This is a genomic window from Actinacidiphila yeochonensis CN732 (assembly GCF_000745345.1).
Classification (GTDB): domain Bacteria; phylum Actinomycetota; class Actinomycetes; order Streptomycetales; family Streptomycetaceae; genus Actinacidiphila; species Actinacidiphila yeochonensis.
On sequence record NZ_JQNR01000003.1, the window covers coordinates 874,040 to 886,628 of the forward strand.

The 12,589-nt window shown below is 75.3% G+C and carries 9 protein-coding genes; 4 read left to right on the top strand and 5 right to left on the bottom strand.

Features of this window, described 5'->3' with window-relative positions:
* Positions 1–342 precede the first annotated feature (342 nt).
* Complete coding sequence (locus BS72_RS05260) at positions 343–843, bottom strand: hypothetical protein (protein WP_037906786.1); 501 nt, start codon at positions 841–843, stop codon at positions 343–345.
* A gap of 227 nt (positions 844–1,070) precedes the next feature.
* Entirely contained in the window at positions 1,071–2,192 is a 1,122-nt protein-coding gene (gene proB, locus BS72_RS05265) for a glutamate 5-kinase (protein WP_078901024.1), read from the bottom strand.
* A 482-nt stretch (positions 2,193–2,674) separates the two neighbouring features.
* Between proB and BS72_RS37755 the strand changes: the two genes are divergently transcribed.
* From BS72_RS37755 to BS72_RS05285, 4 genes are all read left to right on the top strand, one after another.
* Positions 2,675–4,972, top strand: coding sequence for a glycosyltransferase family 2 protein (locus BS72_RS37755; protein WP_037906787.1), 2,298 nt, complete (start codon positions 2,675–2,677; stop codon positions 4,970–4,972).
* A gap of 290 nt (positions 4,973–5,262) precedes the next feature.
* Entirely contained in the window at positions 5,263–7,275 is a 2,013-nt protein-coding gene (locus BS72_RS05275; protein WP_037906789.1) for a glycosyltransferase family 2 protein, read from the top strand.
* 205 nt (positions 7,276–7,480) lie between these two features.
* Positions 7,481–8,083: a dTDP-4-dehydrorhamnose 3,5-epimerase gene (gene rfbC / locus BS72_RS05280; protein ID WP_037906790.1), complete on the top strand. Its 603-nt coding sequence runs from the start codon at positions 7,481–7,483 to the stop codon at positions 8,081–8,083.
* Between the two features lie 223 nt (positions 8,084–8,306).
* Positions 8,307–9,242, top strand: a complete 936-nt coding sequence (locus tag BS72_RS05285) for a hypothetical protein (protein ID WP_037906792.1) — start codon at positions 8,307–8,309, stop codon at positions 9,240–9,242.
* A gap of 7 nt (positions 9,243–9,249) precedes the next feature.
* On the opposite strand, the gene BS72_RS05290 is transcribed toward BS72_RS05285, so the two are convergent.
* The 3 genes from BS72_RS05290 to BS72_RS05300 form a co-directional block, all read right to left on the bottom strand.
* Entirely contained in the window at positions 9,250–10,746 is a 1,497-nt protein-coding gene (locus BS72_RS05290; RefSeq protein WP_322942127.1) for a DUF6020 family protein, read from the bottom strand.
* A gap of 262 nt (positions 10,747–11,008) precedes the next feature.
* On the bottom strand, positions 11,009–11,914 hold the full coding sequence (locus tag BS72_RS05295) for a glycosyltransferase family 2 protein (RefSeq protein WP_037907739.1): 906 nt from the start codon (positions 11,912–11,914) through the stop codon (positions 11,009–11,011).
* A 296-nt stretch (positions 11,915–12,210) separates the two neighbouring features.
* Positions 12,211–12,585: a DUF2304 domain-containing protein gene (locus BS72_RS05300; protein WP_037906798.1), complete on the bottom strand. Its 375-nt coding sequence runs from the start codon at positions 12,583–12,585 to the stop codon at positions 12,211–12,213.
* Positions 12,586–12,589 lie beyond the last annotated feature (4 nt).

Sequence of the window (12,589 nt, forward strand, 5' to 3'; positions counted from 1 at the left end):
GTCCACAGGCCGGCCCGCGGCCCACCCGGGAGCCCTGTGCAGGGCCCTGCACGGGTCCGTCCGCGCTCTCCCCGCGGCTTCGTCCGCACGCCGCCCGCCCGCCGCCCGCCCGCACGCCGTTCAGCGGCGCGCGGGCGCCAACGCCTGCGTCCACGCACGCCTGCTGCCACCGGCTCCCCCGTGGTGGCCGCCGGCGGCCGAGGCTCCGGACGCCCCCGCCCCGGGCCGCCGCCGGCGCCTCCGTCCCGTCCGGTGGCCTCGGTCCGGGCCCGGCCGGCTCCGTGCTCGGTACGGTCGAGCACGGTCAGAACGGTCGGTACGGTCGAGCACGGTCGAGCACGGTCAGTACGGGTGGACGCCCACCGGGACGGCCGGCGGCGGGCCGTAGCCCTCGGCGAGCCGCTGGTGGTAGGTGGTGCGGTCGATGACCTCCAGGCCGACCGTCTCCCAGGGCGGCAGCCCCGCGCTGGAGCGGTGCTCGCCCCACAGCCGCAGGGCGAGGGCCGCCGCGTCGTGCAGGTCCCGCGCCTCCTCCCAGTACCGGATCTCGGCGTGGTCGGTGGCGTACCGGCTGGTGAGCAGGAAGGGGTGGTCGTGGGCGAGCTGTTCGAGGCCGCGTCTGACCTCGGCGAGCGGGGTGCGCGGACCCGCGACGCTCAGCGTGACGTGCCAGAGGCGGGTCTGCGGCCGCTCCTCCTGCCGCTGCCGGTGCGCGGCGGTCCCCGCGCCCTCGGCCCGCTCCGCGCCGTCGGAGTCAGCGGCACCTCCGGTACCGCGCGCCACGCTCACCAGCGCGCGCTCCGGCGTGCCCCTGGGCGACGACCCTGGGCGCCCTCGTCTCACCGGCGGCCTCCCTGTGGGTGACGGTCCGAGCGCCGCCCGCCGTGGTGCCGCGGACGACTCCTCCGCTTCACAGTTGACCAGGCTCCGCGCCCGGCCGGGGCGGTTTCCCGGAGATTGGCTGATCAGACGGGCGTGCCCCGCCCCTCCCGCGGCGCTTCCGGGGCCGTCCCGGCCGCCCCGCAGCCGGACCCCCGGGCCCGGCGGGACCTGGCCCGGGTACGCCGCGGTCAGCCGCGCAGCAGGACGAGGTCGTCGCGGTGGACGACCTCCCGCTCGTACGCCGGCCCGAGCTCCTTGGCCAGGTCGCGGGTGGAGCGGCCGAGCAGCCGCGGCAGTTCGCGGGCGTCGAAGTTGACCAGGCCGCGCGCCACCGGGCGGCCCTCCTCGTCGAGGAGGTCGACGGGGTCGCCCGCGGTGAACCCGCCCTCGACCGCCGTCACCCCGGCCGGCAGCAGCGAGCTGTGCCGCTCGGTGACCGCCCGCACGGCGCCCGCGTCCAGCCGCAGCGAGCCGCGCGGGGTGGAGGCGTGGGCCAGCCAGAGCAGGCGGTCGGCGGACCGCTTGCCGGTCGGGTGGAAGTACGTGCCGATGGCGCGGCCGGCCAGCGCGTCGGCGGCGTGCGCCGCCGAGGTGAGCACGACCGGCACGCCCGCCCCGGTGGCGATGGCCGCCGCCTCGACCTTGGTGACCATCCCGCCGGTGCCGACCCCGGCCCGGCCCGCGCTGCCCACGCTGATCCCCGCGAGGTCCTGCGGGCCGCGGACCTCCGCCACCAGCCGGGTGCCGGGGGTGCGCGGGTCGCCGTCGTAGAGGCCGTCGACGTCGGAGAGCAGCACCAGCAGGTCGGCCCGGACGAGGTGGGCGACCAGGGCCGCGAGCCGGTCGTTGTCGCCGAACCGGATCTCGTCCGTGGCCACCGTGTCGTTCTCGTTGACGACCGGCAGCGCGCCCATCGACAGCAGCTGGTCCAGGGTGCGGTAGGCGTTGCGGTAGTGGGTGCGGCGGCTGACGTCGTCGGAGGTGAGCAGCACCTGGCCGACGCGCACGCCGTGGCGGGCGAACGAGGCGGTGTAGCGGGCCACCAGCAGGCCCTGGCCGACGCTCGCGGCGGCCTGCTGCCGGGCGAGGTCGCGCGGTCGGCGGTCCAGGCCCAGCGGCGCCAGGCCGGCGGCGATGGCACCGGAGGAGACCAGCACCACCTCGTGGCTCTCCCGGGCCTTGGCCAGGACGTCCACGAGGGCGTCCACCCGGTCCGCGTCCAGCCCGCCGGCGGCCGTGGTCAGCGACGAGGAGCCGACCTTCACCACGACCCTGCGGGCCTCCACCACGTCCTGCCGCACCGCCGCCACTCGCGTTCCCTCACTCGCTGCACTTCGTCCGCCGGACCGCCGGACCGCCAGGCCGCCGCGCCGCCGGACCGGCCGGCCCTCGGCGCGGGCGCCCGTCCAGTGTGGACCGCGACTGGTCGGGCGCGCCGCTCATCTCGCTCCGCGAGACGCGCGGTCCGGCAGGAGCAGGCAGAAGCATGCGGGGGCCGCCCGGGCCGGGCGTCCACCGGACGGCCCGTGTCGCACGGGCGGGTGAATCGCGGGGGCGGCCCTGACACCCCGCCGAACCGGGCGGCCAGGGCACCCAGCAGCGCGAACGACTGTTCCGGCCCTCCCCCGCGCCCTGTTGACGGGCCGCGGACGTGGCCGTTCCGGGCCGGGAGAGCTGCCTAGACTGCGGCCCCGGAAGCGGCGGAACCACGCAGTTCGGGACATTCGGTGTCCCGATGGCCGGGTGACCGTGGAAAGCGGAAGGACGAGGGAAGGAAGAGGAAGAACCCCTCATGCCGGTCAAAGTCAGCGTCGTCGTACCCGTGTACAACCCGGGCCGCTACATCGAGCCGTGTATCGCCTCGCTGCTCGGCCAGACCCTCCCCGCGGAGGAGGTCGAACTGCTCTTCGTCGACGACGGTTCGACCGACGACACCCCCGGGATGCTGGACAAGCTCGCCGCGGAACACCCGCAGGTGCGGGCGGTGCACATCCCCAACTCGGGCTGGCCGGGCAAGCCCCGCAACATCGGCGTGGCCGAGGCGCGCGGCGAGTACGTGCACTTCGTCGACCAGGACGACCACCTGGCGCCCGACGCGCTGCGCCGGCTGTACGAACTGGGGCACGGCAACGGCTCCGACGTCGTGCTCGGCAAGGTGGCGAGCAACTTCCGCGGCGTGCCGCACGGCGTGTTCCGCGCCACCCGGCAGCGCTGCACCATCCACGACGCGCCGCTGGTGGACAGCCTGACCCCGCACAAGATGTTCCGCACCGCGTTCCTGCGCGAGCACGGCATCGCCTACCCGGAGGGCAAGCGCCGGCTGGAGGACCAGCTCTACATGATGCGGGCCTACTTCGCCGCGTCGTGCGTGTCCATCCTCGGCGGGTACACCTGCTACTACTACAACAAGCGCGACGACGGGAAGAACGCCGGCTCGGCCCGGATCGTCCCGCAGGGCTACTACGGCAACCTGCGCGAGGTCCTGGACGTGGTGGTGGCCAACACCGAGCCGGGCGAGTTCCGCGACGGGCTGCTGCGCCGCTTCTACCGGGTCGAGATGCTGGGCCGGCTCGGCGACCCGGCGATCCTGAAGTACCCGCCGGAGTACCTGGCGGAGATGGTCCCGGCCGTCCGCGAGCTGGCCGAGGCGTACATGGGCGACGGCGTCCACGACGGCCTGGGCGCGCTGCTCCAGGCGCGCTCCGTGCTGCTGCGCCGGGGCGACGCCGAGGGCCTGGTGGAGCTGGCCCGCCGCACCGGGTCCGTCAAGGGGCACGCCCGGCTGGACGCCTTCCGGTGGGAGGACGGCCGGATCGCCGTCGACGTCACGGCGCGGCTGCGGAACGAGGACGGCTCGCCGGTGGTGCTGGTCCGACGGGACGGGCGCTACCTGCTCGGCCCGGAGCTGACGGCCGGCCTGGAGGTCACCGCGCTGCCGCAGGACACGGCGCGACAGGAGGACGCGGCGCGGCCGGAGGCGCCCGCCGGTGAGGCCCCCGCCGGGGATTCCACCACCGAGGAGGCCCCGGCTGAAGCCCCGGCCGAAAAGGCGGCCGAGGACGCCGCGGACGCCGCGCCGCAGCCGGAGGCCCCGACCGAGGACGCCGCCGGAGACGCCCCGCAGCCGGAAGCCGCCGCCGAGGAGACCGCCGAGGTACCGCTCGGCGAGGTGCCCGTCACCGACGGGCTGGAGGGCTTCAAGGCCGAGGTGAGCCTGCGCAACCGCGAGACCGCGGTGGAGTGGACGTGCCCGGCCGTGTTCGAGGCCCACGTCGAGGAGGTGCCCGGCCGGGAGGCGCCCGACGGCGGGGTGCCCTGCCAGGTCGTGCTGCGCGGCACCGGGTACCTCGACCCGGGGAAGGTCAAGGGGCGCGGGGCCCTCGGCCGCGGTATGTGGGACGTGTGGGTCCCGGTGCGCGGGCTGGGCCTGGTCCGCAAGGCCCGGCTGGGCGCCGACCGAGAGCCGGCGGTCGACGCCGCGTGCCTGCCCGCGCTGATCGGCGGGGCGGCCAGGCCCACTGTGCCGTATTTCACGGACCCGCACGGAAACCTGACGCTGGACGTGGAGCGCCGGGCGAAGAAGCTCGGCGGCGCGCTCGCCGGGCACCAGCCGCTGCGGGTGCCGGCACGGGACGCCTTCGCGGTGGAGCTCCCCGTGGTGACCCGCCCGGACACCGGCCCGTCGAAGGCCGTGCTGGTGGTGCGCGGCACCGGGCCGGACGCGCCCGAGTGCCAGGTGCCCGCCGACCTCGTGGCGGCCGGGGAGCGCGCCCACCTCCAGCTGCGGCGGCTGCCGACGGCCGCGCGCAGTGCCCTGGGCGCCGGACCGGTGGCGCTGGCCGTGCTGCTGGACGGCGAGAAGGGTCCGGAGCTGCCGCTGGGACCGGGCCTGCTGGACGCACGGGGGCGGCTGACACTGTCCGAGGAGACGCCCGCGGTGGACCCGGCGGCGGCGCGGGCGGCCCGGGCCCGGCGGCGCCGGGTGGCCGGCGTGCGGGCCGTGAAGCTGGTGGCCGGCCCGGTCCTGCGGCGGCTGGGCCCGGTCACCCGCAAGCGGGTGCGGCGGTGGGCGGCGCGGCTGGCCGGCTGACCCCCGGACCGCCCCGCCTCCCGCCTGACCTGCGCGCCTGTCCGGTGTCCGGCCGTCCCGCCTGACCTGCGCGCCTGTCCGGTGTCCGGCCGTCCCGCCTGACCTGCGGGGTTGCCGGACGCCGGGCGGCAGGCGAACGGGAGGTGTCCTACGGCTGGCCAAGGGCTCACGGAAAACGAAGCCCGGCTGGTTAGGATGAACCCCACCTGATGGGGTCGCCATGGACACCGGTCCGCCCGGCGTACCGGCGCGCTCCCCACCTCCTAGTTGAAACAACGAGGCGCGAGCGAATGCCGATCAAGGTCAGTGTCGTCATACCCGTCTACAACCCTGGTTCCTACATACAGGACTGCATCGACTCGATGATCCGGCAGAGCCTGCCGGACGACGAGTACGAGGCGATATTCGTCGACGACGGCTCCACCGACGACACACCCGCCCGCCTGGACGCGGTCGCCGCCGCGCACTCCAACATCCACGTCATCCACCAGGAGAACTCCGGCTGGCCCGGCAAGCCGCGGAACGTGGGCATCGCGGCCGCCAGGGGCGAGTACGTCATGTTCGTCGACAACGACGACTGGCTGGGCGACGAGGCGCTGGAGCGGATGTACGAGTACGCCGTCGCCAACGACTCCGAGCTGGTGATCGGCAAGATGGCCGGCAAGGGCCGCCCGGTGCCGCTGGAGCTGTTCCGCAAGAACCGCCCGCACGCCACGGTCGCGACCGACCCGCTGATCGACAGCCTCACCCCGCACAAGATGGTCAGCAAGGCGTTCCTGGACCGGACCGGGCTGCGCTTCCCGGAGGGCCGGCGGCGCCTGGAGGACCACGTCTTCATCTCCGAGGCGTACCTGCGGGCGAAGGGCATCTCCGTCCTGAGCGACTACGTGTGCTACTACCACGTCAAGCGGGACGACGCGAACAACGCCGGCTTCCAGCAGATCGACCCCGTCGGCTACTTCGGCAACCTCCGCGAGGCGCTGGACGTCGTCGAGCGCTACACCGAGCCCGGCCAGGTGCGCGACAAGCTCTTCCGGCGCTGGCTGCGGGTCGAGATGGTGGGCCGGCTCAGCGGCAACCGGCTCCTGCGGCTGCCCGAGCAGAACCGCCGCGACCTCTTCCGGGAGATCCGCGGGGTGGCCACCGAGCGCTTCGGCCCCGGCGTGGCCGGGGGCCTGGCGCCGACCCAGCAGATCATCAACGCGCTGCTCGTGGCCGACCGCTACGACGACGTGGTGAAGCTCGCCGAGTGGGAGGCGGGCATGAAGCCGGTCGGCACCCTGGAGAGCCTGCACTGGGAGGACGGCGCGCTCCAGATCGGGCTGACCGCCGAGTACCAGGTGGACGGGGTCCCGCTGACCTTCACCGCCCGCAAGGAGGGCGGCATCGGCGGCGAGCGGCTGGACCTGCCGCTGACCCCGCAGGGGCTGGCCGCGGTCGCCGAGGCCGGTGCGGACACCTCCGCGCGGCTCGACAGCGCCAAGGTGGACCTGGTGGTGCGCGAGCGGAGCAGCGCCTCGGAGTTCTTCCAGCCGATCACCTTCCGCCGCGAGCGGGTCGAGGTGCCCGGCAAGTCCGGCGAGACCTCCCGGGTCCGGGCCGTGCTGTGCGGCGCGGCGAGCGTGGACCCGGCGACGGCGAAGAACGGCAAGCCGCTGACCGAGGGCATCTGGGACGTGCTGGTGCGCCTCAGCCTGGCCGGCTGGACCAAGGAGGTCCGGCTCGGCTCGCTGCGGGACAGCTCGGTGGAGTCCACCCGGGTCGGACGGCTGGCCGAGGGCCGGCTCGTCATGCCGTACTGGACCGATCCGCACGGCAACCTGTCGCTCGACGTCGACCAAGCGACCCCGCGGCTGGTCGACTGCCTGCGGAGGGCGCTGCCCGAGCGGGTGTCGCTGGCCGCCGGGCGGCTGAACGCGCCGCTGCCGCTGGAGGTCGCCGAGGAGTCGCCGTGCCGGCTGCGGCTGACCGCGAACGGCACCGGCGAGTCGATCGAGATCTCCGGCACGCTGCTGCCCGACCCCGAGGGCAGCCGGCTCGACGTGAAGCTGCCCGAGTCGGGGCTGAACGAGGCCGTCGGCTGGAAGCTGGAGATCAACGCCCTGCCGGAGGGGTCCCGCAAGCGCTGGGTCGTGCTGCCGTTCGCGCTGCAGCCCGCCTCCGCCGGCGGCGAACTCCGGGTGGTGGCGCACAAGGCGCAGACCCCGCCGCCCGCGCCCAAGCCCAAGCCGCTGCCGGCCCCGCAGAGCCGCTCCCTGCTGGCGCGCCTGGGCCGCAAGGTCCGCCGGAGCGTGACACGGTGATAGCTCCCGGGTCCCCCTCCGGCCCGCCCCGGTAGGAGCGGCAGGACCCGGACCAGCCCGGTACGGCGCGGCACGGCACGGAGCAGCACGGCGCAGCGCGGAGGCAGCGCGGGCCGGCCGGCCCGGCACAGCACGACACAGAGCAACACAGCACGACCAGTACGACCAGTACGACCCTGTTCACAGCGGAAAGGCGGCACACGAGGTGCGACCACTGGACATCGACGGCGCGTGGGTCCACGAGCCGAAGACCTTCCCGGACGCCCGGGGCACCTTCCACGAGTGGTTCTCGGTGGACGGCTTCGAGAAGGCGGTGGGCCACCCCCTGAACCTGGCCCAGGCCAACTGCTCGGTGTCCCGCCGGGGCACGCTGCGCGGGGTGCACTTCGCCGACGTGCCGCCCAGCCAGGCCAAGTACGTCAAGTGTGTGCGCGGCGCCGTGCTGGACGTGATCGTGGACATCCGGGTCGGCTCGCCGACGTTCGGCCAGTGGGAGGGTGTGCGGCTGGACGACCAGCAGCACCACTCGGTCTACCTGTCCGAGGGCCTGGGGCACGCGTTCATGGCGCTCACCGACGACGCGACCGTCGTCTACCTCTGCTCCGAGGGGTACGCGCCGCAGCGCGAGCACGGCATCAACCCGCTCGACCCGGAGCTCGGCATCGAGTGGCCGGCCGGGGTGGAGCCGCTGCTGTCGGAGAAGGACGCCGCGGCGCCGACCCTCGCCGAGGCGCGCGAGCAGGGGCTGCTCCCCACCTGGGAGCAGTGCCTGGCCTACCGGGACCGTCTGAAGTCGTCGGCCGGGTAGCCGGAGCGGGTACGGAGGTTGTCCGCGAGGTAGCCGCAGCGGGTACGGCATTTCCCGGCCGGGCCTGACAGGTCGGCGTGCGGAGCGCTAGGGTCGCTCCCACGCCGACCTTTTGCCGTGTCCCGCGGACCACGTCCGGGTACCGCCACGCGTTCCGCGTCGCTGCCTTCCTGACTCGTCAGCCGCGGCCGTTTCCGGTCGGCTCGCGATCTCTGGGGGAAAAGTGAAAACGCGCACCGTTCTGGCCGCCGTCCTCGCGCCGGCCGCCGTCCCGCTGGTCCTGCTCGCCGCGGGCACCGCCTCCGCCTCACCCGCCGACGCCGGGTCGGCCACCGCGTCCGCCACCGCGAGCGCGTCGCCGGAGGCAACGCGATCCGCCGGCACCGACACCGGCACCGACACCGACACCTCCGCGCCGGCGACCTCCGGACCGACCGGTGGCGCACCGGCCGAGTCGTCCACCGGCACGCCGACCGGAACGCCGACCGATGCGCCGAGCGGTTCGCCGGGCAGCGCGCCGACCGGCCCGCCCACCGGCTGCAAGGACGACGACAGCCTGGACGTGTCGTTCCTGTCGTTCCCCGCGACCATCACCGCCGGCGGCCCCTGGAAGACCGTCACCCTCGTCGCCCGCAACCACGGCGACCACGTGATCAGGAACGTCAGCCCCTCGCTCCAGGCGTGGGCGCTCAACGCGCCCTCGGGCGCGGACGGGTTGCGCGTCGAGTACGCCGACCCGCGGACGCACCGCTGGGTCGCGGTGCCGCACGGGGAGGAGAACCACGTCCCGTTCGCCGCTGTCGAGGTCGCGGCCGGCGCCGAGCAGCGGATGACGCTGCGCGTCGAGGCCCTGGCCGCCCCGCAGCCCGACGAGGGCAGCGCGCAGGTGTACGGCTACTGGGACAACGGCGGCGGCCTGTGCGGGTACACCGACGGCGACCAGGCGGAGTTCCGGATTCTTGCCTCGGCGCCGGGCAGCACGCCGACCACGAACGCGGCCTCGCCGCAGTCCGGGGGCGAGGCCCAACTCGCCGACACCGGCGCGCCGTGGGGCACGAACGTGCTGCTCACGGCCGGCGGGGCCGCGGCGGTGCTGGTGGGCGGCGGCGCGATCGCCATGGGCCGCAGGCGCACCGCGGCCAGGACGCCCCGGCACTGACGGACCGTCAGTCCCGGACCGGGCTCCCGGCCCCGGCCCCGTCCGCGGTCCTGCTGTTCCTGCTGGTCCTGCCGGTCCTGCCGGTCCTGCCGGGAGTCGCCAGCAGGGCCAGCACCGGGACGGTGAGGAAGCCGAGGAAGAGCGAGGCCGCCATGTACCGCCACAGCGGCGACGGGTTGGCGGCGATCACCGTCAGCTGGAGCCCGATGGGCAGCGCGGCCAGCGCCAGCAGCTCGTAGCGGCGGCGCCGGAGCGCGACCAGGAGCACCACGAGGTAGCCCGCGTACGTCCAGTTGGCGCCGCGCCACAGGAACGGCTGCCGCTTCGGAGCCTGCGTCCACGTGTACGCCGTGGTGGCCGTCCGGTTCAGCCTGGTGGACAGCGGGTCGTCGCGCAGCGAGCCGCCGAACGGCAGCTGCCGGTACGAGGACTCCCCGAACCCGGCCCAACTGGCCAGCGTGGAGTGGTTGGAGGCGGCGTACAGCCCGGTGTGGCCGGTGAACGACCAGGCGATGTCGGCCCGGCACAGCCGCGCGTCCGCGATGAGTGAGGGGGTGCGGCGCAGGACGCGGAACCACAGCGCGAGCAGTTGCCCGTTCTCCCGGCCGGCCTTCACCCGGTCCATCGGCTGGTGCATGATCGAGTCGGCCACGTGGCAGTCGCCGCCGGGCCCGCGCCAGTGCGCCAGCGGCGCGACGCCGGCCATCAGCCTCAGGTCGGCCGGGGTGAAGGTGTCCGGGCGCCTGGCGTAGGCGACGCCGATGTCGGCGTAGTTGAACGCGTAGACCTCGTCGGCGCGCGGCTGCTGCACGCCGAGAGCGGGGTAGAGCAGGTTGTTGAGCAGCAGGGAGAGCGCCAGCGCGGCCCCCGCGGCCGTGGCCGTCCACCGCCGCATCCCGGGCAGCAGCACCACCAGCAGCACCCCGGCGGCGAGGATCACCGGGAAGCCGTTGTTGCGGAAGAGCCCGACGCCCAGCAGGCCCAGGCCCAGCACGGTGACCTGGCGGGCGAAGGAGGCGTCGCGCCGGTCCCGACGGCCGCGCAGGCGACGGGCGGTGAGCTGCACCACGGCGCCGAAGGCCACGAGGACGGCGATGGTATAGGCGACGTCCTTCCACACGAAGACGGTGAACGAGCCGGTCATCGGCGCGCCCGCGACGAGCACGGCGACCGGCGCGCTCCACCGCCCGCGCACCCCCAGGTCCCGCAGCGCCGTGCACACGTAGGCGAGCGCGGCGGCCATGGCGACGGTCTGCGCCAGGGTGAGGGCCGCGATGCCGCCGGTGAGCTGGAGTGAGATCCACAGCAGCGCGTCGTAGAGGACGGAGTGGTCGGACCGCCAGTGGGAGGTGCTGACCTCGTACAGGTAGGTGAGGCTGTCGCCGGTGATCCGGCCCGGGTGGAAGGCCGCCCACCAGCCCAGGAGGAGCAGCTGGCAGGCGGCGTAGACGGCCAGCGGCAGCCGCCGGCGCGGGGTGATCCAGGAGCGCGGGCCGGCCGGCAGCCGGAGCGGACCGAGGCCGCGGCCGGCGCCCCACCGCGGCCCGCCGCCCGGACCGCCGCCGGACGGCGGGCTGTGCGGGGCTCGGGCGGGGCGTGCGGCGGCGCCGGGGCCGGCCCCGCGCCCGGGTCCGGCTCCAGGCTCGGGCCTGGGTCCGGCAGGCTCGGCGGGGCGGGGGACGCCGACGGCTCGGTGGGGCCGGTGGCGGGCGGGGTGGGACCGCCGGGGCCGGCCGGGCGGAAAGGCCGCTGTTCGGGGCCGCCGCTCATCTGGTGTCCGTCCCTCGGTCCGGTCGGGGCAGCGGCGACAGGGCGTGCGCCGCCAGCTCCCGGGCGTCGTCCGGCCGTCGGCCGCGCAGCGCGCCGGGCACCATGGCCAGGGCGTGCAGCCGGGTGGAGAGGTGGCTGCGGGCGGCGCGGGCGGCGCGCGGCCAGCCGGCCGCGTCGAAGTCGGCGGCCAGCTCCGCCAGCAGCCCGCGGGTCTCGGCGAACCGGCTTCCGCTCGCGGCCTGCGCGCTGGACTCGCTGCCGGGGTGGCGGCGGTAGTCGAAGCAGACGGCGGGGTCGGTGACCAGCTCCTCGCCGCGCAGCAGCAGTTCGGCCACCAGCGCCAGGTCCTGGACCACCGACAGCTCGGGCCGGAACCCGACCTCCTTGAGCACGTCGGTGCGCCAGCACATGGCCGGGAAGTAGAGCCAGTTGCCGTGCAGCAGGGACGCCGCCAGCCGCTCCCCGCCGAGCCGGGCCCGGTAGCCGGCCGGCGCCTGCGAGTACAGCCGTCGCTTGGCGGTGTCGACGACGGTCCGCACCGGCCGGCCGTCGCCGTCCACGGCCCGCACCCCCGGCTGGTACATCGCCGCCCCGGGCAGCGAGGCGCGGGCGGCCCGCAGCGCGGCGACGTAGCCGGGGCGCATCAGGTCGTCGCAGCCCATCAGCACGGTGTACGGGTGTTCGGCCAGCTCCACGCAGCGGTTGAAGTTGCCGGTGACGCCGAGGTTGGCCGGGTTGCGCAGGTAGCGCACCCGCGGGTCCCCGAGCCCGGCGAACCACTCGGGCACCCCCGGCTCGGTGCCGTCGTCCACGACGGTGAGCCGCCAGTCGGGGTCGGTCTGCGCGAGGACGCTGCGCACCGCCTGCCGCATCAGCCCGGGGTCGCCGTAGTACGGCAGCATCACGTCGAGCGTGCCCCGGGCGGCAGGGGGACGGCCGGCCGGCCGGGACGCGGACGCGGGGCCTGTCGGAAGGGCGGCGCCGGACGCGAGGCCGGTACTGGTCGGGCCGGCCGCGAAGTACGGGAGGAGCGGCAGGACCGGCAGTGCCGAGGGGCCGGTGGAGAAAACGGTCCTGCCGGGCCCGGTGGCGCGGGTGGGCCGCGCGGGCCTGGCGGGCCTGCTCGCAGGGGTCGCGGGTGTCGCGGGTGTCGGTGCGGCGGGGGTGGCGGGGGTGGCGGGGGACGGTGCGGGATCGGTCACGGGGTGCGTTCGCCTTCCACAGCGGCCAGCGGGCGGTCGGACGGCGGTCGGTGGGCGGTGCGCAGGGCCATGTCGCGGGCCAGCTCGGTCAGCCGCCGCTCCACCGCCAGGAAGCGCAGGTAGGTGTTGAGCGCGAGCAGGGTGACGGTCACCACCAGCAGGTAGAGCACCAGGTCAGTGCCGCGGCCGACACCCAGCAGGTGCGCGGCCCGGGTGGTGTCGGCGGGCCGCAGCACGGCGTACGCGTTGAGCACGCAGAAGGCGAGGAAGGCGATCCGCTTCCACGCCCGCGTCCTGGTGGTGTTCCAGTTCCGGGCGAAGACCGCGAGCAGCACGGCGACCGCGGAGAGCAGGACGATCTGGATGAGCACCGCG